General features: G+C 49.7%; 21 protein-coding genes and 1 tRNA gene. 11 read left to right on the top strand and 11 right to left on the bottom strand.

Annotated features, from left to right (window positions below; genetic code table 11):
• Positions 1-14: 14 nt before the first annotated feature.
• Positions 15-2,138, top strand: a complete 2,124-nt coding sequence (locus K384_RS10185; protein ID WP_038031998.1) for a 7TM diverse intracellular signaling domain-containing protein — start codon at positions 15-17, stop codon at positions 2,136-2,138.
• 47 nt (positions 2,139-2,185) lie between these two features.
• On the top strand, positions 2,186-2,635 hold the full coding sequence (locus K384_RS10180; RefSeq protein WP_038031997.1) for a VOC family protein: 450 nt from the start codon (positions 2,186-2,188) through the stop codon (positions 2,633-2,635).
• On the opposite strand, the gene K384_RS10175 is transcribed toward K384_RS10180, so the two are convergent.
• The 11 genes from K384_RS10175 to K384_RS10125 all read right to left on the bottom strand — a co-directional run bounded on the left by K384_RS10175 (position 2,632) and on the right by K384_RS10125 (position 12,450).
• Entirely contained in the window at positions 2,632-2,859 is a 228-nt protein-coding gene (locus K384_RS10175; RefSeq protein ID WP_038031995.1) for a DUF2905 domain-containing protein, read from the bottom strand. The genes K384_RS10180 and K384_RS10175 overlap by 4 nt on opposite strands.
• 59 nt (positions 2,860-2,918) lie before the next feature.
• Positions 2,919-3,101 (bottom strand): cbb3-type cytochrome oxidase assembly protein CcoS, encoded by a 183-nt coding sequence (gene ccoS / locus K384_RS10170; RefSeq protein ID WP_038031992.1) that lies wholly within the window; start codon positions 3,099-3,101, stop codon positions 2,919-2,921.
• Positions 3,102-3,103: 2 nt separating this feature from the next.
• On the bottom strand, positions 3,104-5,545 hold the full coding sequence (locus tag K384_RS10165) for a heavy metal translocating P-type ATPase (RefSeq protein WP_038031989.1): 2,442 nt from the start codon (positions 5,543-5,545) through the stop codon (positions 3,104-3,106).
• A gap of 72 nt (positions 5,546-5,617) precedes the next feature.
• Positions 5,618-5,899, bottom strand: coding sequence for a DUF202 domain-containing protein (locus tag K384_RS10160; protein ID WP_038031987.1), 282 nt, complete (start codon positions 5,897-5,899; stop codon positions 5,618-5,620).
• 36 nt (positions 5,900-5,935) lie between these two features.
• A complete protein-coding gene (locus K384_RS10155; protein ID WP_084147201.1) occupies positions 5,936-6,706 on the bottom strand; it encodes an O-methyltransferase in 771 nt (256 codons plus the stop codon).
• Between the two features lie 152 nt (positions 6,707-6,858).
• Positions 6,859-7,380 (bottom strand): hypothetical protein, encoded by a 522-nt coding sequence (locus K384_RS10150; protein ID WP_157630130.1) that lies wholly within the window; start codon positions 7,378-7,380, stop codon positions 6,859-6,861.
• Positions 7,381-7,446: 66 nt separating this feature from the next.
• Positions 7,447-7,941, bottom strand: coding sequence for a hypothetical protein (locus K384_RS10145; RefSeq protein WP_038031982.1), 495 nt, complete (start codon positions 7,939-7,941; stop codon positions 7,447-7,449).
• 75 nt (positions 7,942-8,016) lie between these two features.
• Positions 8,017-9,903 carry a M23 family metallopeptidase gene (locus K384_RS10140; protein ID WP_038031979.1) on the bottom strand — a complete coding sequence of 629 codons (1,887 nt, stop codon included), beginning with the start codon at positions 9,901-9,903 and terminating at the stop codon, positions 8,017-8,019.
• A gap of 11 nt (positions 9,904-9,914) precedes the next feature.
• Positions 9,915-10,535 (bottom strand): fumarylacetoacetate hydrolase family protein, encoded by a 621-nt coding sequence (locus K384_RS10135; RefSeq protein ID WP_038031977.1) that lies wholly within the window; start codon positions 10,533-10,535, stop codon positions 9,915-9,917.
• A 139-nt stretch (positions 10,536-10,674) separates the two neighbouring features.
• Complete coding sequence (locus tag K384_RS10130; RefSeq protein WP_038031976.1) at positions 10,675-11,022, bottom strand: 4Fe-4S dicluster domain-containing protein; 348 nt, start codon at positions 11,020-11,022, stop codon at positions 10,675-10,677.
• A gap of 99 nt (positions 11,023-11,121) precedes the next feature.
• A complete protein-coding gene (locus K384_RS10125; RefSeq protein WP_051633317.1) occupies positions 11,122-12,450 on the bottom strand; it encodes an MFS transporter in 1,329 nt (442 codons plus the stop codon).
• An 83-nt stretch (positions 12,451-12,533) separates the two neighbouring features.
• Here K384_RS10125 and K384_RS10120 point away from each other — a divergent pair, with 83 nt between their 5' ends.
• The 9 genes from K384_RS10120 to K384_RS10080 all read left to right on the top strand — a co-directional run bounded on the left by K384_RS10120 (position 12,534) and on the right by K384_RS10080 (position 20,122).
• Positions 12,534-14,273, top strand: coding sequence for an AMP-dependent synthetase/ligase (locus K384_RS10120; RefSeq protein ID WP_051633316.1), 1,740 nt, complete (start codon positions 12,534-12,536; stop codon positions 14,271-14,273).
• A gap of 82 nt (positions 14,274-14,355) precedes the next feature.
• Positions 14,356-15,159 (top strand): prolipoprotein diacylglyceryl transferase, encoded by an 804-nt coding sequence (gene lgt, locus K384_RS10115; RefSeq protein WP_038031974.1) that lies wholly within the window; start codon positions 14,356-14,358, stop codon positions 15,157-15,159.
• 103 nt (positions 15,160-15,262) lie between these two features.
• Complete coding sequence (locus tag K384_RS10110) at positions 15,263-16,036, top strand: AMP nucleosidase (RefSeq protein ID WP_038031972.1); 774 nt, start codon at positions 15,263-15,265, stop codon at positions 16,034-16,036.
• 85 nt (positions 16,037-16,121) lie between these two features.
• On the top strand, positions 16,122-16,898 hold the full coding sequence (locus K384_RS10105) for a TatD family hydrolase (RefSeq protein WP_038031971.1): 777 nt from the start codon (positions 16,122-16,124) through the stop codon (positions 16,896-16,898).
• 3 nt (positions 16,899-16,901) lie between these two features.
• A complete protein-coding gene (locus K384_RS10100) occupies positions 16,902-17,978 on the top strand; it encodes an asparaginase (RefSeq protein WP_038031970.1) in 1,077 nt (358 codons plus the stop codon).
• A 121-nt stretch (positions 17,979-18,099) separates the two neighbouring features.
• Positions 18,100-18,188: transfer RNA gene (locus tag K384_RS10095), tRNA-Ser, on the top strand.
• A 64-nt stretch (positions 18,189-18,252) separates the two neighbouring features.
• A complete protein-coding gene (locus K384_RS10090) occupies positions 18,253-19,101 on the top strand; it encodes a MotA/TolQ/ExbB proton channel family protein (protein WP_038031968.1) in 849 nt (282 codons plus the stop codon).
• A 41-nt stretch (positions 19,102-19,142) separates the two neighbouring features.
• Positions 19,143-19,550, top strand: coding sequence for a hypothetical protein (locus K384_RS10085; RefSeq protein WP_051633315.1), 408 nt, complete (start codon positions 19,143-19,145; stop codon positions 19,548-19,550).
• A gap of 8 nt (positions 19,551-19,558) precedes the next feature.
• On the top strand, positions 19,559-20,122 hold the full coding sequence (locus K384_RS10080) for an ExbD/TolR family protein (protein WP_038031966.1): 564 nt from the start codon (positions 19,559-19,561) through the stop codon (positions 20,120-20,122).
• Positions 20,123-20,124 lie beyond the last annotated feature (2 nt).

The raw sequence follows: 20,124 nt of genomic DNA, 5'->3' as shown, positions 1-20,124 counted from the left end.
CCATTGATTACTTTATGAAAGTAGTTGTAAACCTGCTGTTCGCTTGTGTTTTTTCCATCGTATGCAGCCACACATGGGCGCAACTGTCCCGTTGGGAAGCAGTGCGTACCGGCGATATACAAACCTATGTAAGCTTAACCGAACACGCTTTTTATTTGGAAGACCCCACAGCTGCGCTCAACATACGGCAGGTAGCCTCGCCAGCTTATGCCGGTAAGTTTCAACCGGTAGGGACAAGCAACCTGAATGCCGGCTATACTGCTTCGCGCTATTGGATGCGCCTGGTGCTGGAAAACCCTACCGATGAGGTGAAAGACTACTTTTTGGAACAGGCTTACCCTCTTATCGATACCGTAGCGCTTTATGAAATCGACGAAATCGGAAATATCACGGAGCGCTTGGGCGGCGATATGGTACCACGGCACCTGGCAGAGGTTGATTTCCGGCACCCTGTCTTCCGTCTGCAGTTGGCGCCTTTTGAAAGAAGAATTTTATATATGAGCTTTCGCACGGAGGGGACCATGAGCATTTCTTTACGCCTGTGGAACCCCGATGCCTTCCTTGATTACGTGTCGGACAATCAGCTGGGCTTTGGTATTTACTATGGCATCATGCTGGTGATGCTACTGTACAACCTGGTGATATTTTTCTTTTTGAGGGACCGGGTTTATCTGCTCTATGTGCTGAATATTTTTGCTATCATGCTCTTTCAAGCAGAATACACAGGCTTTGCTTTTCAATATTTTTTGGGAGAACTTCCTTGGCTCAATCACCGCTTGTTCCCTGCTTCTATTGCTGTTTTAGCCGGTTCGGGCATTGCCTTTGCCTATCGCTTTTTGGGGGTGGGGCAGCTCTCAAAACACCTGAAAAAGCTTTTTTGGGTTTTGTTGGCAGTAGTAGCTTTAGAGTTCTGTCTGGCCTGGTTTCTGCCACATACGCTTTCCAACAGAGTCAATGCGGCAAGCAGTATTTTGATGGTTTTCGTGTTGATTGGAGTAGGCATATATGCCTTGCAGCGAGGGGTGGCAGTGGCTCACTTTTTCTTGTTGGCTTGGAGCTTTTATTTATTGGGCGCCCTGATGACCCTCTTCCGTGCTTTTGGTTGGCTGCCTACCAACTTCTTTACTTTTTACAGTATTCAAATAGGCTCGGCGCTGGAGGTTATATTGCTGGCACTGGGTTTGGCTTACCGGATAGATTTGCTGCGGCGCGAAGTAGCCGAAAAAGAGCGGCGTGCCCGCGAAGCAGAAGAGGAAAAAGCCCGCTTGATGCAAGAGCAAAATTTGCGCTTGGAAGAGCTTGTAGAGGAGCGCACCCGGGCATTGGAACAAACCAACCGGCGTTTGACCGACAGCATACGTTATGCAAAACGCATACAAGAGGCCATTTTGCCTCACAAAGAAGCCATACTTCGCTGCTTTCACGATGCGTTTATTTTCTTTCAACCGCGCGATATTGTGTCCGGTGATTTCTATTGGTTTGCCGAAACAGAAGACAGGGTGCTGGTGGCTGCGGTAGATTGCACCGGGCATGGGGTGCCGGGGGCTTTCATGAGTCTTATTGGCAATACTTTGCTCAATCAGATAGTGTATGAGCGTGGCATTACACGCCCTTCCGAAATCTTGCGACAACTGCACCATGAGGTGCGCTCCGCTCTTAAACAAGAAGAGGGCACCGGCAGCGACGGCATGGATTTGGCGCTTTGCTGTTTTCACAAAGAACTGCAAGTCATCGAGTTTGCCGGAGCCTATAACCCCTTGTGGTATGTGGCCGATGGCGAATTTTTCGAAGTAAAGGGTGATAAAATGCCCATAGGGGGAATCCGGCGGGGAATAGACCGCCATTTCACCAATCACTTGATAGATATCAGCCGTTATCAAAATGTGGAGTGTTTTCTGTTTTCCGATGGCTTTGCCGACCAGTTCGGTGGTCCCAAACGCAGAAAATACATGCTAAAGCGCTTTCGTGAGACCATCTTGCGCGCATCAAAAGAGTTTGTGAGTGCCAAATCGCAGCATTTGTTTTTGCACAAAGAGTTCGAAGAGTGGCGGGGCAATGAAAATCAGGTAGATGATGTGCTTGTCATGGGCTTGCGGGTGAAATGGGAAGGCAGGTATGCGGTGCAGAGAGAATCATGAGTGCATAGTCTTTTAAAATTTTTCTACCGGAAGAAATCAAATGGTTTATGCGATACGTTCACACCAATTTGATAGCCAAAGACTGGCGCCGTTTGGCAGATTTTTATATCAATGTATTTGGCTGTGTGCCTGTGCCCCCCGAGCGTCATTATGAAGGGGAAGACCTGGAGCGTGCCACCGGCATAGAAGGGGCTATTTTGGAGGGCGTACATCTGCGCCTGCCCGGCTGGGGGGAAGAGGGGCCTACGCTTGAAATCTTTTCGTATAACAACCTACAAGAAAGTCTGCCCGCTGCGGTGAACCGTCCGGGCTACACCCACATTGCCTTTGAAGTGGAGGACGTAGCGGCTATCCGCCGGAAAGTGATAGCGCATGGGGGCAGTGCCGTGGGCGATATTGTAACGCTCACGGCCCGCAACGGTGCAAAAGTAACTTGGTGTTATATGCGGGACCCCGAGGGAAACATGATAGAATTGCAGCGTTGGAGTAAGCCCTAACGCATCCGTCCAATCAGCCATAAGACCAGAGACAGCAGCAGGCTCAAGAGCAGGGAGCTGGCCAAGGGGAAGTAAAAGGTAAAGTTTTCGCGCTTAATGATGATGTCGCCGGGCAGTTTGCCAAAAGAAAAGAAGCGGCCGGCAGCCCACCACAACAAGCCCAATAAAAACAAACTGCCCCCTACCAGCATGAGCCATTTGCCTATGTTAGGTGTATCCTGCATTGCGTCTTTGTTTTTTTGCGTTCATAAGACGCTTTGCAGCGGTGCAATGGTTCGCAACTTTATGTTTTTGCACCGCTTGGCTGCACAGAGGTGTGCTCTTTGGGCTTGTCTTCATAAAGAATGCGTACGGCAGGGCTTTCTGTGTCTTCGTACTGCCCACTGCGTACAGCCCAAAAGAAAACGCCTACAAACAAAGCAGCTACCGTTGTGCTGACCAAGACCAATAAAATAATTACAGACATGGCTACTGTTTTTTTGAGTTGATTTTAGAAAAATGCCTGAAGCCCAACCATTGAGCACCAAGCGTGGCTACTACTACCACCGATACCGAGCTTAGCGGCATCAAGATGGCTGCTATTACCGGCGACAACGCACCACTCACTGCCCAGGAAATACCTATCAAGTTATAAATGAGCGAGAGTGCCAGGTTGGTATATACGACATAGCGGCTTGCGCGCGCATATCGTAAAATATGGGGCAGTTGCTCGAAGGCATCGGCACGAAGCAGGGCATCACAGGCAGGGGAAAAGGCATGTATCTCTTCCGAAATGGCCATGCCCACGTCGCTTTGCTGCAAGGCGCCCGCATCGTTCAGGCCGTCGCCCAGCATCAACACCTTTTCGCCGGCTTGTTGGCAACTTTCAATAAAGCGGCTTTTGTCGTGCGGGCTTTGCTCCAAGTGCATTTCTTCCGCTTTGAAAAACGGACTGAACAACTTGGCACTGTGGGCATGGTCGCCGGACAAAAGACTGAGCCGGTACCCCATGGTGCGTAACGAGCGCAACACTTCGCCCAGCCCTTGACGATACACCGGACGCACCCGGAAGAAACCGGCTATTCGCGTATTGATGGCTACATACACATAGCTTTCGGCACTTTGGGGCGCGGCAGACAAACCCACAAAAGCAGCGCTGCCCATGCGAACGATGTCACCGGCTATTTCGGCTGCGATGCCGGCACCTTTTTGTTCGCGAAAGTTACTTACTTCCAGCAGAGGAATGTTGCCCAGCAGTTGAGCGATGCTGCGACTCAAGGGATGCGAAGACTGTGCCACCAAAGAAGCCAAAAGTTGTTTTTCTTTGTGGTTGAGCGGCTGCCCTTGCCATTCCACATCGCTGCGGCTGCTCTCCGTCAAGGTGCCTGTTTTGTCCATGACGATATGTTGCACTTCGCGCAAGCGCTCAATTACCTCTTGGTTACGAACAAACAGCCCCCGTTTGGCAAGTACGGTCATGGCGGCACCTAAGGTAAAGGGTGTGGAGAGCGAAAGTGCACAAGGACACGCCACAATGAGCACGGCACTGCCCACCATCCACCAATGCGGGCTATCCGGTGAAAGCCAGTACCAAATGACAGAAGACAGCACAGCCAGTGTCAGCGTGGCGAAGGTGAAATACTGTGCCACCACATCTACAAAACGCCTTTGAGCAGGGCGTTCTTTGCGGAAGTTGTCCCAAAGTGATACCAGGTAGCTTTGCTCTACGGGCTTTTCTACTTGCACTTCAATGGCTTGTCCTATCACCTTGGCACCGGCATAGAGGCGCTCACCTTGGTGAGCTTCCACCGGACGCGATTCGCCCGTTACGAAGCTGTAGTCCAAATAAGCCTTGCCACTAAGCAGCACGCTGTCGCAGGGGAGTACCTCTTCGTGATGCAGCCGCAGCACATCACCTTTGTCCACTTGTCGTATAGGCACGCTGCGGTAATAGCCCTGTGGGCTTTTGCGCTGTACGGCAAGGGGGAAATAAGAACGGTAATCCCGCTCGAAAGAAAGGTGTTCGTAGGTTTTGTTTTGTATCCACTTGCCGATGAGCAGGAAGAAAACCAAGCCGGCCAGGCTGTCCCAATAGCCGGCTTGACCGGCCACAAAGGTATCGTAAGCACTGCGCAATAAAAGCGCCCACATGCCCAGTGCCAGGGGGACGTCCAAGCTTAGCTGCCGGTCTTTGCCCGAAAAGAAGTTGCGCAACGAGTGCCGGGCACCACGCAGGTAGTCGCTGCCCCCGTAAAAGAAAGCCGGGAGCGCCAGTGCGGCATTCAAGTATTGAAAAAAGCGCAGGTATTGCCCTTCTACAATCTCTTGCAGGGAGAAGTATTCCGGGAAGCTTAGCAGCATAATATTACCGGCACAGAAGCCGGTCAGCCCCAGTTTCCAGTACAAGCGGTAATCGGTAGTGGGGCGCTTCTCTTCTGCCGCTGCATTGTCCATACGTATCAGAGGCGCATAGCCCAGGCGTGCCAGCAATACGGCTACCTCTTTGAGTGACAAGACATCCGGACGGTAATGCAATTGCAACACTTTTTTGGAAAAGAAAAGGCGCGCTTCTTCTATGCCCTCTTGCAGGCGGGGCAAATGCTCGAGCAACCAAATGCAAGAACTGCAATGAATGGTGGGAATATAGAGGCGCACTACCGCCAACTGTTCGTCGCGATAGTCAAGCAGGCTGTTTACCACCTCTTCGCTGTCAAGAAAAGCGTATTTATCTTCCCAGCTGTCGTGCTCTATCTTTATGCCCGCGCCCTCGCTCAACTTGTAATAGTCGCAGAGCCCGTTGTCTTGCAAAAGACGATAGGCAGCTTCGCATCCTTGACAACAAAAGACTTTGTCGTCGTAGTGCAAGGCAGTAGATTTGCTACATGCATCACCACAGTGATAGCACCGCAGTTGTTGTTCTGTCTTTGCCATATAGTGTGTGTCTGCTTCTAAGGTATCGAGAACGAAGCTACACACATTCAAACAGGGGCACAATGACAGCGGTCAACTGCCTGTTTGGTTCCGGTAAAATTTTTTCAGTTTTCTTTTAACATGCAAAAACCTGTAAATACCTACAAGCAACAGACAAGGCGCCAACACCAGCAAAGCCCATCCCAATTCCCTGACTTCCTGAAGCACTTCTACCTTCAGTATGGCAAAGCCGGAGCTAAGAAAGACTACAAAAGTGCGAAAGTAAGCCAAAAAAGTACGCTCATTGGCCAGCTGCGTTCTTTCCAAAGCCAGCCAGTCGGTCAGTTTCAGAGGTTGCGTATTGTTTGGGTCCATTGTTTGGTTTTGGGGTGTGGTCGTCATGCGAAAGAATTAAAAATGCAGTATAAAGTGTTGTTTAGGTTGTTTTTGCCGTAAGAAAAGCAGCCCACAGCGAAACAAGTCAATGCTAATGCCAAACTGTGCCTGCCGGTGTAGCTTTTGCCATGCCGTTTCCATTCCGGCAGACCAATGGATGTCATCCAAAACCACCAGGCTGTCTTCGTGCAAGTAAGGCAAGCACTGCTCTACATAGCGCATGGTCGGTTCATAACGATGGTTGGCATCTATGTAAAGCAAGTCGATGCGTTGTATGCCGGGCAGGTGCTGCGGAAGTGTCTCGTCTATGTTGCCTTCTATGGTTGTGATGTTGTGCAAGTTCAGTGAACGAAAATTCTCTTGAGCTACTTGCAGCAGGCTGCTTTCGCCTTCGAATGTATATACGCGCGCTTGCGTGGATGATTTGGCTAAATATGCCGTAGCAATGCCCACATGCGTGCCCAATTCTACGATGGTGCGGGCGTGCATGTAAAGAGCAGCCCGGAAGAGCAACCTGCCCAGTTTGGCAGGGGCTGCGGCACGCTTTACCAGCTTATACAGCCGTTTGTCCGACGGATGGCGAGAGCCTGCCCCGAAACCTTTTAATTCCAATAGTCGATGGTCTTGCAAAAGCCGGTGGCGTAGTTGCTCTATCTCGTCGAAGGCATAGTAAGCTTCCCGTGCTTTGATGACCTTCAAATAAAAATCGAAAACAAAGGGCGAGTGAAGACTATGTTCGTCTTTGGCACGCAACAAATACTGCAGATAAGCACTCAGCATGGGCATGTTTCAAGTGTAGGACAATCGGATGGGCAATTTAAGAAAAACTCACGCGCGGTGGTTAAACAAAAACAGCTTGAGCCATGCAGGCAGTGTTTTGCCAAAAGACAGCTGCCAGGGCAGCACACCGGAGCGGCTACGCGGCGGGTGTCTAAACCTTAAAAGGAAGACTGCCGGGCGGAAGAAGCGCCGGGCATCGTGTAGAGACGTTCAAGTATTTGGCGTTCGGTGCGGCTCAAAGCCAAATCGGCATACATCTTTTTACGAGTAGGATACATCATGGCAAAGAAAACCACCACGGCCAGGGCGGCCACAAAGAAAAACCAATGCTGTGTGACGCAAAAGGCAAGCAATACAAAAAGGATGGTTCCACTCACAACACCATAGGTAACCATGAGCATTTGGCTGTATAGCTTCACCTTTTTTTCTATTGAAGATGTGCTTTGTATGCTTTTTAACTTGGTTTGTGCCAGCATGCGTACAGCCATTACCATGGCAAGCGTGAGCAGGGGCACCAATATACCAAAGGCTATATTGAGTGCCGGGTGAGGGTGCAGTACATGCTCTATTTCAATCTCGAAATAACAGAAAGCGGTAAATACAACTTGTGCTATGAGCAACAACAAGTGGGTGCGGTGTATTTGCTGCATACAACGGTCAACCAAAAGCTGCTTTTTCATGGCGGGAAACAGGTTTTTTATATGTAACACACCGGGCGGCAAGGAAGTGCTTGCAAGCATGCTTTGTTACAAGGCATTTGCTTCTTTCTCTATTTCATCCATTTCTTCTTGCGACAGCGCCAAATCATTTTGCATCTTCGCTTTGGAAGGAAAGGCTCTGAGCAATACGGCTATCAAAAGAATTGCCGGTATGAAGAACCAAGGGTTTTTATTGATAAAGCCTAAGACAGCAGAAATCATGGTGCCCCCTTCGAGGCCTGCCCAAAGCACTAACAGTGCCACTTGATAACGCTTTGCTTTGACAGCAGGCGAGGCCACTGCCTTGGCGCTTTCTGTCAATTTCCTTACTACCACCATATAAATGACCGCCGGCGACAACAAGGCGAAGCTCAAAATATACAACATGATGGGACTGTTGGTCGGAGCGCCGGCTGGGGTGTTACCACCATTGGTCAAGAAAAAAAGCACGGCTGTTATGCCGGTAGCGCTTATGCTGATGGCTTTATGAATAAACGATAGTCTGCCAAAATAGCTTTTGAAAGGAGATGGCTGCCTGGTCATGGTACGTTTGTTTTTTTCATATTAGGAAATAAAAAACGCATCTACAATGAAAGTGGCAACTTTATGCCTGTTTTTTTAGAGGTTCAGGCGTACTGTCTGCCGGTTGCCGGCGCCGTCCCACACATGCAGCTCAAAACGGCCTCGTAGTGGCTCTTTTCGTTCCGGGTCAGTCCATAGGGTGCGGTTTTTAGACTCATATTCCATCAATAGAAACTGACCATTGAGGTAGGCTTCGAAGCGCTCAATGCCTGCCAGGTTATCACTTACACGGAAAAAGAGTTGCCGGGTGGTGCGACGCAACAAATGCACGGCAGGGGGCTGCCGGTCTTCTATGAGTCGGTATTCGCCCAAGCGCTGCGCTTCAAAATACAGGCTGTCGCCTGCTTGGCGTACTGCTTCCACCTTCGAAAACCGGCTTCCGTTTACATAATACAAGCACTCGCCGGCCCGCAGAGGCCTTCCCGGCGCATAAGCCACGGTGATGGAGTGTGCCAGCAGTTGGCGGGCTTCACCAATTTGCAGCTGTCCCGGTGCCGTTTCGCCCACTTTCACGTATAGCGGAGCATAGCAGCTGTATGGATGCACATATAAGCGCAGCTTGGGGAAGTGCAGTGTATCGGCTTTGCCGGCAGGTAAAAGATGATATGGAAAGTAAAAGCGTTCCGTACCGGCTTCAGCCCAGTCGGGGATGCCGTCGGCGATGTCCCACAGATAAACAGCCTTGGGGTAGCTGATGGCTGCCAGTGGTACTTTGAAAGGCAAGCCATTGCGATAGACCAGCAAAAAAGGGGGTGGCTCACCAATGCCGCTGAGCCTCATGTGCAGGCGCCCGTGCTCTTCAATATCCCAGTCGAGGCGGGGGGTGGCTACGATGGGCAGCTTGACAGGTGTGACGGCCTGCGGCTTTTGCCCGTAAAGTCGCAAACGGATGCTGCTTTCATTGCCACCGGCATCTTGCAATACGATGTGCACCTCATAGTTTTTCCCTGCTTCTATGTGCAGAATGCCGTCACCTTGATAGATGCCCAGCCGGTTGTCAGGGGTCAGGTAACAGCGTTGAAACAGCGCTCTTGTTTTGAGATATACATCATAGTTGATGTGCCGGTTGATAGAAAAGGTTTCGCCCATGGGGAAATCATCGAGTCGCCAGGCAAACAGCTGTTTGCCGTTCACTTCCAAACGCAGGCTGCGTATGGCATAACGGTGTTGGGCGGCCGTCATGTAATCCCATGCGCTTACTTCCAAGCCTATGGCACCGTAAGCACTGATGGCGTAAGGCACTTCATATTGCCCATTGCCTTTGTGCACTACACCAAACACACGGCGCTCAATGCCTTGTTGTATGCGGCTGTGGGCGCGCAAAGGCATGATGGCCACTGCCTGCACATGTGGCGGGCGCCGGTCGGGCATCAGCCACGGGAAGAAGCGCTGAGGGTCCAATACGTTGTCGTTGACATTGCGTATTTCATAATGCAGGTGTGGACCAAATGAAAAACCGGTGTTGCCCACATAACCTATTACTTCCCCTTTTTTGACAGGCAACAGTTCAGGCAAAGGAAACAGCTCTACAAAAAACGATTTTTGGGCATATTGTGCTTTACGCACATATGCTTTGATTTTGGGGGCAAAGTCGCTCAAATGGGCATATACGCTCATGTGGCGGCTTTGAGGGTGAAGCAAATACACCACCTGCCCGTATCCACTGCTCGATACCTTTACCCGGCTTACATAGCCGTCGGCAGAAGCATAGACAGGGGTGCCTATGGGGGCCCGTATGTCTAAACCACCGTGAAAATGGTTGTTGCGCAGCTCGCCCATATTGCCTGTAAGGTAGCGGTACTCTTCGGGCAACGGATAAAGCCAGTCCGTTCTGTATTCCGAAGGCTGAGCCGGCAGCAGCCTGCCCGGAACAAGCAGGCAGGCCGTGAGCAGCAGACGCCACACAAGCCGTGAAAAAAGCATAGGGTGAGGGGTTATTTAATTTCGAAATCCAACATTTTACGCCCTTCCAGATAGGCGGTCAGGCGATCGCCGATGGCCACGGGGCCTACGCCCGAAGGCGTGCCGGTGAAAATGATGTCGCCGGTTTTAAGTGTGAAAAAGCGCGAGAGGTAGGCAATGAGGTAGTCTATTTTAAAAATCATCATCGAAGTGTTGCCTTTTTGGCGCACTTCACCGTTCACTTCCAAATGAAAGTTGAGGTTTTGCAGGTCGGCAAACGTTTCTTTCGGAATCCATTCCGAAACAGGTGCCGAGCCGTCGAATCCTTTGGCTATATCCCAAGGGTAACTGTTTTGTTTGAGCTTGGCTTGTATGTCGCGCGCCGTGAAGTCAATGCCCAAGCCTACGGCGTCATAGTATTTGTGGGCAAATTGTTCTTCTATGTGCTTGCCTTCTTTGCATATACGGACGATGACTTCCACTTCGTGGTGTATTTCTTTGCTGAAATCCGGGTAGTAGAAGGGGGCATTGTTGCGCAGAAGTGCAGTGTCAGGCTTTAGAAAAATCACCGGTTCACCTGAAAACTTATCGTAGGCGCTTTTCATTTCTTCGATGTGCGCCGCATAGTTTTTACCTACAGCCAGTATTTTCATAGAATTTGCGTTTGTTTTTGGCAAGAGATGATACACAAACTTAGAAAAAGAAAATCAAATGCAGGCAGCCAAAAAAATAAAAGGCTGCTCATTACGGAAACAGCCTTTATTTTGATAGCGCGAATGCATTTGTGGTGATTTATTCACCGTGCAGCCAAGCTTTTTTGGCAAGCAGTTCTTCTTCGGTTTCTTCGTAGTCGGGGTCTTCCACGCAGCAGTCCACCGGGCACACAGCCGCGCATTGGGGTTCTTCATGGAAGCCTACGCACTCGGTGCACTTACCGGACACAATGTAGTAGAACTCATCCGACAAAGGGGGCTGCGGTTCATGAGCATCCACCACGGTGCCGTCTTCCAGTTCTACTTGCTCGAGAGCGGTGCCATCTGCCCAGCGCCATTCCACACCACCTTCATAAATCGCTGTGTTGGGGCATTCCGGTTCGCATGCACCACAGTTGATGCACTCATCTGTTATCATTATAGCCATAGCAATCGGTCATTTTAAGATTATCGGTTGAAAAAGTCATTGTCTGTACAAAGTAACTAAACCCTGAACAAACAAAAAAGTTTCTTACCGGCGGCTTTTTTATGATGATGCTTTGGCTGCTATTTCTTTCAGCGAAAAACGGTACACCTTGCGCGAGGGCACCAGCCAAAGCAAAAGAAAACCTATCAGGAAAAAGCACATGAGAGCCAGCACACTGTTGCGCATGGTGCCGGTGAGGTCGTCTATAAAACCATAAGTAAAAGTACCCAACACAATGGCCAGCTTCTCACTAATGTCATAAAAACTGAAATAGGAGGCAGTATCGTCGGTGTCGTCGGGCATGAGCTTGGCATAGGTAGCCCGTGCCAGTGCCTGTGTGCCGCCCATGAGTAAGCCCACCACCGCAGCCAAACCATAAAATTGCCATTCGGTGTATGTGTAGTAAGCAGCCACACAAACCCCCACCCAAACGATGAGTGCTATTTGCAGGGCACGCACATTGCCCCATAAGGAGGAAATGTAAGAAAACAAATGCGCGCCGGGCACCGCAATCAGCTGCAAAATGAGAATGGTGATAATGAGCTTGTCGGCAGACAGCTTCAGTTCATTGGTGCCAAAAAGAGTGGCTACGTACATCACCGTTTGCAAGCCCATGGTAAAAAAGAAGAACGCCAACACAAAGCGCTTGAGCAGCTTTTGGTATTTGATTTCATGAATGACTTTGCGCAACTCACGCAAGCCGTTCAAGATCCAGTGTTTGGTATCGTCGTGGCGGCTATGGTCGTTGGGCAGCCCCCGGAAAGTGATTTGTGCAAAGCCCATCCACCATAAACCCGTAAGCACGAAGGCAAGGCGGGAAGCCGTGCCACTGTCGATGTTGCCAAACCACTGCGGCTGCAAGATGGGCAACAAGCAAATCACCAGCAGCAATACACTGCCCACATAGCCCCAGGCAAACCCACGGGCACTCAAACGGTCATAATCTTCTTCCGGGGCAATGCGAGGCAAGTAGGAATTGTAAAAAACAATGCTGCCGCTAAAGCCCACCAAGCCCAGCAAAAAAGCACCCAGTCCCCAAGGCAGGCTGTCGATGTCTTCGAAGAAATAAAGCCCCATGCAGGCAAGGCTGCCCAGATAGCAGAACAGCTGCATGAATTGTTTGCGCCAGCCGCTATAATCCGCAATGGCTGTTAAAAAAGGCGAAAGAACAGCCACCAATAAAAAGGCAGCAGAAATGGTATAAGAAAAAAGAGCCGAGCCCGACACTTGCACACCGGCAACATGCAGCAACCGGTCCTGCACAATGGCTTCGTAATAAATAGGAAAAATAGTAGAGGTGATAACCAAAGAGAAAACCGAGTTTGCCCAGTCATAGAGTACCCATGCCTGTTGGGCGCGTTTTTGTTGCTTCCCGTCGAACTTGTTCATGTTTAAACTATTGGTTTAGTATTTTTTGGACAAGCTAAGAAAAAAACTTATCTTGAATTTACCTATCTAAAAAAGCATGACCTATGAAAGAGGTATCCCAAGCGGGCAGTAGTGTTCCCCATTTTATAGAGGGCATTAAGCCCAAAGAAACCCTGTTGGATAAATTTTACAGATGGGAGCGTGAGTGCCCCGATAGAGTCTATCTGCGGCAGCCCTACGGGCAAAAGTGGAAAGAAATGACTTTTGCAGAGGTGGGCAAAGAGGCGCGCCGCATGGCTGCCTACTTCGCTTCTCTGGGCTTGAAACGTGGCAACCACATCGGGCTGCTTGCCAAGAACCATGCCTATTGGATTATTGCCGACTTGGCAATCATGATGGGCGGTTACGTATCGGTGCCCATTTATCCCAACATCAGCCGGAAACAGCTGGAGTATATCATCAAAGACTCAGACATCAAGCTGCTGCTGGTAGGCAAGCTGGAGAACTGGAAGCGCTTCTATGATGCGCAATTTGCCGTAAAGCATATTTTGGCTCTGCCCGATTCCAATATTATGGGGCTCGAGAGCTGGGAACATATTCGAGGAAACTATTTGCCCGTAGAGGGTTATCCCAACGTCGATTTCGACGATTTGTTTACACTCATTTACACATCCGGCACCACGGGGCACCCCAAAGGGGGCAAGCTCACCCATTTTGCCATCTCTATTTGTCTGGAAGCGAACCGCCCGCTGTTGGAGCTGGAAGACGATTGCCGTTTCTTTTCCTACTTACCGCTGGCGCACTCTGCCGAACGGGCTGTCGTAGAGGCTTTCAGTCTTGAAAGTGGCGGCAGTGTTTCTTTCTATGAAAACCGCGATACTTTTTTGTACAATCTGCAAAACACGGCGCCTACACACTTTTTGGCAGTGCCTGCCGTATGGCAAAAGTTTTATGAAGGCATTATGAGTAAGATGCCTGCATGGCGTCTGAAGCTGCTTTTGAAAATGCCGCTGCTCAACCGATTGATAAAGAAAAAAATACTGCAAGGGCTGGGCTTGCATAAGGTGCGCTTGGTGATGACGGGCGCCGCACCCATGCCGGCAAACCTGCATCGTTTCTTTGGTGAGCTGGGTCTTGAGATACAAGAAGTCTATGGAATCACCGAGATGGCAGCGGCTGTGTGCATGCACCGAAAGGGCGATGTGCGCCCCGGTACGGTGGGCAAGCCTTTCCCTATGGTGCAACTGCGCATTGACCCCGATAGCAGCGAAATTATTGTAAAAGCCCCTTGGATGTTCATCGGCTACTATCGCGACAGCCATAAGACTGCCCAAGCCATCGATGCCGAAGGATGGTTTCATACAGGCGACCGGGGGCATCTTACCGAAGATGGGCACCTGGTGCTGGAAGGACGTCTGAGCGATGAGTTCAAGACGGTAAAAGGGGAGTTTGTGAATCCCAATAATATTGAACCGCTTTTTGCACTGAATGAAAATATTGGACAGGTGTGCGTGGTTGGCGAAGGATTGTTGCAGCCGGTTGCCTTGGTTACCCTCTCGGAGGCAGGGCAGAAAGAGCCGGATATTGTGTTAAAAGTAGGTATGGAAGTAACCATGAACCGTGTGAATAGCGAGCTTTCCGATGTGGAGCAGATAGAAAAAGTCATCATTCTGCCCGAAGAGTGGACAGTGGACAACGGCTTGCTGACGCCTACCATGAAACTGCGCCGGAAGGCAATTCATGCGCGCTATGCTGCCTTGCTTCCTACCTGGTTGAAACACCCCGAAAAAGTGGTTTTTGTATCGAAGCAAGAGTTGAGTTATCTCTACGAACAGACAGAGTGAGCAGAAGGGCGGCTTGTGAGGTGTAGCGAATAATTTTTCTTTTTTGCCTTTGAACTGCTATCTTTGGGCAAAAGAACTGCTTATGGATTTACTCTTTATCCGTTGGGATGTGGACCCCGCCATCGTTGAAATATTCGGCAGGGAGATTCGCTGGTATGGACTCATGTTTGCCATTGCTTTCTTGCTGGGGTCAAACATCCTTGCCAAGATATTTAAAATAGAAGGCAAGCCCGAAAAAGACCTGGATAAGTTGACGGTCTATGTTATCATAGCCACCATAGTGGGGGCTCGCTTGGGGCACTGTCTGTTTTATCAGCCCGACTATTATTTGTCGAATCCTGTGGAAATTTTGAAGATATGGGAGGGTGGGCTTGCCAGCCATGGGGCAGCCATTGGCATACTCACAGCTTTGTATCTGTATAGCCGTTCCCGTCCGGACCAACCCTTTTTATGGGTAACAGACCGGGTGGTGATTCCCGTAGCGCTGGGTGGCGGGTTTGTACGCCTGGGCAACTTGATGAACTCGGAAATTGTGGGCAAACCGACCGACTTACCTTGGGGTTTTATTTTTGTGCGCAATGGCGAAGACTTTGCCCGGCATCCTACCCAAATCTATGAGTCGCTGTTTTATTTCTTTACGTTCTATGTACTCTGGCGCATTTATCAAAAGCACCAAAGTAAGCTGCCGCAAGGGGCACTGCTGGGCTTGTTCCTGGTGATGGTTTTTGGCTTCCGCTTTTTGGTAGAGTTTGTCAAAGACAACCAGGTGCCTTTTGAAGACCAACTGCCGCTCAATATGGGGCAGATTCTAAGTATCCCTGCCGTCTTGGGCGGGTTGTGGCTCATGGCACGCGCCTGGAAAAAAGACGTAAACACACAAATATAATTCCTCTTTCAGGAATTCATGCTTTAGCACCTCCCCGGAAGTCCTTGGGAGGTTTTGGCATATAATTACTCATTTATTTTCAACCTAAAAAAACATAAACCACATGAAAACGAAAGAAGAGATTGTGAAAGATTGGTTGCCGCGTTATACCGGCACCCCCTTGGAGGAGTTCAGAGAGTATATTTTGCTCACCAATTTCCACAATTACGTGGAAATGTTTGCCGAAAAGTTTAATGTGCCCATACGCGGGCTCGACAAGCCCATGCAAACAGCTTCTTCCGACTTGATTACCATTGTGAACTTTGGCATGGGGAGTGCCATGGCGGCTACTATCATGGACTTGCTTTCGGCAGTGAGTCCCAAGGCTGTTTTGTTTTTGGGAAAATGCGGTGGACTGAAAAAAGACATTGCCGTGGGCGACCTCATCCTGCCCATTGCTGCCATACGGGGCGAAGGTACCAGCAACGACTACATGCCCCCTGAAATTCCGGCTTTGCCTTCGTTCCGCCTGCAAAAGGCAGTCTCTGCCATGATTGTAAAAAACGACATGGACTATTGGACCGGCACGGTATATACCACCAACCGCCGGGTGTGGGAGCATGATGTGGCTTTTAAAGAGTATTTGCGCAAAACCCGGGTGATGGGCATCGATATGGAAACCGCCACTTTGTTTATCGTTGGTTTTGTCAATAAAATACCGCATGGCGCTTTGCTGCTGGTATCCGATGTGCCCATGATTCCCGAAGGGGTGAAAACCTCGGAGAGCGACAAGCACGTAACGCGCCAATTTGCACCGGTGCACTTGCAAATAGGTATCGATTCGCTCACAGAACTGGCAATTTCGGGCGAGTCGGTGAAGCATTTGCGTTTCGAATAAGCGGCAAGTGGACAGTTGCCGGTAGGAATCACCGGCAATTCTTGTTTTATTTACCTCCTCGAAAAGTAAAAAATACCATTCAAGCATGCATTGGACAGACACACATTGCCACTTGTATCTCCAACAGTTCAACGAAGACCGGACGCAAACCATAACGCGTGCTTTTGAGCAGGGCGTCCGCCGTATTATTCTGCCAAACATCGACCGCACGTCCATAGATGATATGTTGCAGCTCGAAGCTGCCTATCCCGGGCATTGCTTTGCCGCCATGGGGTTGCACCCCTGTTCGGTCAAGGCAGATTTCGAAGAAGAGCTGCGCGTGGTGGAAGAGTGGCTGCAGCGTCGCCCTTTTGTGGCAATAGGGGAGATGGGCACCGACCGCTATTGGGATACCACCTTTTGGGAGCAGCAGCTGGAAGCATTTAAAATACAGGCAAGCTGGGCAAAAAGTTTGGACCTGCCCTTGATTATCCATTGCCGCGAGTCTATGGATGAAACCATTGAACTGCTGGAGCAATTACAAGATGGTTCTTTGCGTGGTGTCTTTCATTGCTTTACCGGCACGGCAGAACAGGCATCCCGCATCGAAGCACTCGGTTTTTATGTGGGCTTGGGCGGTGTGACCACCTTCAAAAAAGCAGGTATGGAGCGGGTGGTGCCGTATCTGAACCCGGAGCGCATCCTCTTGGAAACCGATGCGCCTTATTTAAGCCCCGTTCCTTACAGGGGCAAGCGAAACGAGCCCGCCTATATCCCCTTGATTGCGCAACGTGTAGCTGCTTTGATGGATATGCCGCTTGAGCAGCTATCCAAACAGACCGAAGAGAATGTACAGCGCCTTTTCTTTTCTAAAAAACAATAGCCTATGCCGGTAGATCAGCTCATAGAAATAGACACCGCTTTGCCCAAGCCGCCCCGCGCTCATATCTTGGTACTTTACACGGGCGGTACCTTAGGCATGCAGTACGACCCCTCCGGGCAATATCTGGTGCCTTTCGATTTTAGTCAAATACTGGAACGGCTGCCCGAGCTGCGTCGTTTCGACTTTCGCATTACGGTGCTTACACTCACACCACTGCTCGACTCAGCCAATATCACCCCCGCGCATTGGCAAGAGTGGGCTGCTATCATCGAGCAGTACTACCATGCCTATGACGGCTTCGTTATTTTGCACGGCACCGACACCATGGCATATAGTGCTTCGGCACTTAGCTTTATGTTCGAAAACCTGCAAAAACCCATCATCTTTACCGGGGCTCAATTGCCCATTGGCGAGGCGCGCAACGATGCACGTTCCAACCTGATTACTGCCCTGGAAATTGCTGCCATGAAGCACCCCGACGGGCGTGCGCGTGTGCCGGAGGTGTGCGTGTATTTCGACTATCACCTATGGCGTGGCAACCGGGTGAAAAAGGTGGAAAGCGAGGATTTCGATGCCTTTGATTCGCCCAATTATCCCTTTTTGGCAAAAGCCGGCATCCGTATCCGCTTTCAGGACAGCTACATTTTGCCCTATCCTGCCGGCGCTTCTCTGCGGGTGCACAAGCAATTTGACCCATCCGTGGCACTGCTGCGTTTATACCCGGGCATGCCGCTGCCTTTGATGGAGGCTGTGTTGCTGCATTCTGCCGCCAAAGCAGTGGTTTTGCAGACCTACGGCTCGGGAACGGCCCCCACAAATCCCGGTTTTTTAAGACTTTTGGAAAAAGCCTTACAAGCTGATAAGATTTTGCTGAATGTATCGCAGTGTTATGGGGGGCGTGTGGTGCAGGGAACCTATGAAACCAGCCATACATTGGAAAAAATGGGTATTTTAAGCGCTGAAGACATGACTGTGGAGGCAGCCATCACGAAGCTGATGTTTTTACTCGGAAAAGAATGCCCTAAAGAAGAAGTGAAAAGACTAATCAAAGAGAATGTGCGTGGTGAAATAACCAAATGATGGTACATGAAGATACCACCAAACAAAATTTGCATGTAATTAGGAAAATAATCATATTTGCATCGGAAGCTTCGAAGCAAGGCTTGATTTGCTTTTGTTTCGGCTTCTTTTGAAGAAGTACAGAGAGGTGGCCGAGTGGTCGAAGGCGCACGCCTGGAAAGCGTGTATCCCGGAAAACCGGGATCGCGGGTTCGAATCCCGTCCTCTCTGCTATTTATTTTTAAATCGATTCATGGTTCTAAATTCAAGCGTTTAAACAACTAAAGTGTTGAGTATGAAAAAGCTATTCTCTATTTTCGCCTTAGCCGGTCTTTTGTACGTGCAAGCTCCCGTGTTTGCTCAAACTGAAACCGACACCACCGCTGCTACCGAAGAAGCAGTAAGTACGGACACTGCGGCTACCACCGAAGAAGTGGCACCGGTTGAAACAGAAGCTACCGCACAAGAAGCTACCGCACAAGAAGAAACAAAAGCAGAAGAGCCTTCTTTCCATCAGTTTGTACTTGAGAAGTTTATCGAGGGTGGGGTAGAGTTCATGTCTATCATCCTCGTCTGCTTGATTCTTGGTTTGGCTATCTCTATTGAGCGTATCATTTACTTGAACCTGAGCTCTACCAACACCAAGAAGCTTTTGACTGAAATTGAAGAAGCACTCAAAACACAAGGTACCGACGGTGCATTGAAAGTAGCTCAAAACCATAAGGGTGCTGTAGCCTCTTTGTTCGCTCAAGGTTTGATGCGCATAGACGAAGGCATCGAAATGGTAGAAAAATCTGTACTGGCTTACGGTTCGGTAATCATGGGTAAGCTGGAGCGTGGTCTTGTATGGGTTTCTCTTTTCATTGCCATTGCACCTATGCTTGGTTTCATGGGTACTGTATTGGGTATGGTAGCCGCTTTCGACAAAATCCAGCAGGCCGGTAACCTCGATGCTTCTTTGATTGCCGGTGAAATCAAGGTGGCTCTTTTGACTACCATTGGTGGTTTGATTGTAGGTGTGATTCTTCAAATCTTCTATAACTACTGCGTGTCGAAAATCGACAGCATGGTAAATGAAATGGAAGATGCTTCTATTAGCTTGGTTGACCTCTTGGTGCGTCATAAAGCTGGCTTGTTGAAGTAATGCCTTCTTCCCTTTCTCTAAATCTTAATTTTCAAGATGTTATGAAAAGAATTTTGAATATACTTGCCCTTTGGGGTATCGCCAATATATCCAACCTCGCCTATGCGCAAGGAGGAGCGGAGGTGCCTGCCAGTGTCAACATCTTAGTGATTGTGGCTTACATAGCCATTGGCTTGGCAGCAGTACTGGCTATCTTCCTGCCCATCGTAACCAATCCGGACCCCAAGAAGTTAGCCAAGACCGGCATCGGCATCTTGGCCTTGGGCGTTGTTTTCCTGATTGGCTGGGCTGTAGCCGGTTCTGACGTGCCGGCACAGCTGGCAGAGCGTTTCGGCGTCACCGCCGGTTCTATCAAATTATATGGAGGCGTTATCATTACCTTCTATATATTGCTGGCGGTCGCTTTCCTGAGCATCATTGTTACCGAAGTATTACGTATCCTTAGATAATCAGCATCATGGCAAAAAAAGAAAGACAAGCACCGGAGATTAGTGCAGGAGCCATGGCCGATATTGCTTTCCTGTTGCTGATTTTCTTCTTGGTAACGACCCAGTTCCCCGCCGAAGAGGGGATTCCCATGGTCTTGCCTGCCAAGAAGGACCCCAATCAGGAACAGGTGCAAAAGGAAATCAATGACCGCAACCTCTTTAAAATACTGGTAAACCGCAACGACGAGTTGCTGGTAGAGGATGAAATCATGGATTTGGCCAATCTGAAAGATGCGGTGAAGCGTCATATTACCAACAACGGGCGCGACCCCAAACTTTCAGACAGCCCCCAAAAAGCGGTGGTTTCCATCAAAGTGGACCGTGGCACCAGCTACGATATGTATATCAAAGTGTTGGACCGGGTGAAGCAGGCTTATCATGAGGCCCGGGCCGAAGCCTTGGGTATTACCGTAGAGCAATACTTGGCTATCAAAGAGGATAAGCTCCCGCCCGATATGAAACAAAAGTATCAGCAGGTGAAAGAGCGTATCCCGATGATGATTTCGATTGCTGATCCCAATAAAAAGAAATAATC

The sequence above is a fragment of the Thermonema rossianum DSM 10300 genome (assembly GCF_000426825.1).
GTDB classification, from domain to species: Bacteria; Bacteroidota; Bacteroidia; order Cytophagales; family Thermonemataceae; genus Thermonema; species Thermonema rossianum.
Note: the sequence above shows the minus strand (reverse complement) of the source record. Positions and strands in the feature narration are given on the sequence as shown.

Bases quoted from the DNA above. Each gene is read 5' to 3' on its own strand.
- K384_RS10185 (WP_038031998.1), top strand. From the start codon at position 15: ATGAAAGTAGTTGTAAACCTGCTGTTCGCTTGTGTTTTTTCCATCGTA.
- K384_RS10180 (WP_038031997.1), top strand. From the start codon at position 2,186: ATGCGATACGTTCACACCAATTTGATAGCCAAAGACTGGCGCCGTTTG.
- K384_RS10175 (WP_038031995.1), bottom strand. From the start codon at position 2,859: ATGCAGGATACACCTAACATAGGCAAATGGCTCATGCTGGTAGGGGGC.
- ccoS (WP_038031992.1), bottom strand. From the start codon at position 3,101: ATGTCTGTAATTATTTTATTGGTCTTGGTCAGCACAACGGTAGCTGCT.
- K384_RS10165 (WP_038031989.1), bottom strand. From the start codon at position 5,545: ATGGCAAAGACAGAACAACAACTGCGGTGCTATCACTGTGGTGATGCA.
- K384_RS10160 (WP_038031987.1), bottom strand. From the start codon at position 5,899: ATGGACCCAAACAATACGCAACCTCTGAAACTGACCGACTGGCTGGCT.
- K384_RS10155 (WP_084147201.1), bottom strand. From the start codon at position 6,706: ATGCCCATGCTGAGTGCTTATCTGCAGTATTTGTTGCGTGCCAAAGAC.
- K384_RS10150 (WP_157630130.1), bottom strand. From the start codon at position 7,380: ATGAAAAAGCAGCTTTTGGTTGACCGTTGTATGCAGCAAATACACCGC.
- K384_RS10145 (WP_038031982.1), bottom strand. From the start codon at position 7,941: ATGACCAGGCAGCCATCTCCTTTCAAAAGCTATTTTGGCAGACTATCG.
- K384_RS10140 (WP_038031979.1), bottom strand. From the start codon at position 9,903: ATGCTTTTTTCACGGCTTGTGTGGCGTCTGCTGCTCACGGCCTGCCTG.
- K384_RS10135 (WP_038031977.1), bottom strand. From the start codon at position 10,535: ATGAAAATACTGGCTGTAGGTAAAAACTATGCGGCGCACATCGAAGAA.
- K384_RS10130 (WP_038031976.1), bottom strand. From the start codon at position 11,022: ATGGCTATAATGATAACAGATGAGTGCATCAACTGTGGTGCATGCGAA.
- K384_RS10125 (WP_051633317.1), bottom strand. From the start codon at position 12,450: ATGAACAAGTTCGACGGGAAGCAACAAAAACGCGCCCAACAGGCATGG.
- K384_RS10120 (WP_051633316.1), top strand. From the start codon at position 12,534: ATGAAAGAGGTATCCCAAGCGGGCAGTAGTGTTCCCCATTTTATAGAG.
- lgt (WP_038031974.1), top strand. From the start codon at position 14,356: ATGGATTTACTCTTTATCCGTTGGGATGTGGACCCCGCCATCGTTGAA.
- K384_RS10110 (WP_038031972.1), top strand. From the start codon at position 15,263: ATGAAAACGAAAGAAGAGATTGTGAAAGATTGGTTGCCGCGTTATACC.
- K384_RS10105 (WP_038031971.1), top strand. From the start codon at position 16,122: ATGCATTGGACAGACACACATTGCCACTTGTATCTCCAACAGTTCAAC.
- K384_RS10100 (WP_038031970.1), top strand. From the start codon at position 16,902: ATGCCGGTAGATCAGCTCATAGAAATAGACACCGCTTTGCCCAAGCCG.
- K384_RS10090 (WP_038031968.1), top strand. From the start codon at position 18,253: ATGAAAAAGCTATTCTCTATTTTCGCCTTAGCCGGTCTTTTGTACGTG.
- K384_RS10085 (WP_051633315.1), top strand. From the start codon at position 19,143: ATGAAAAGAATTTTGAATATACTTGCCCTTTGGGGTATCGCCAATATA.
- K384_RS10080 (WP_038031966.1), top strand. From the start codon at position 19,559: ATGGCAAAAAAAGAAAGACAAGCACCGGAGATTAGTGCAGGAGCCATG.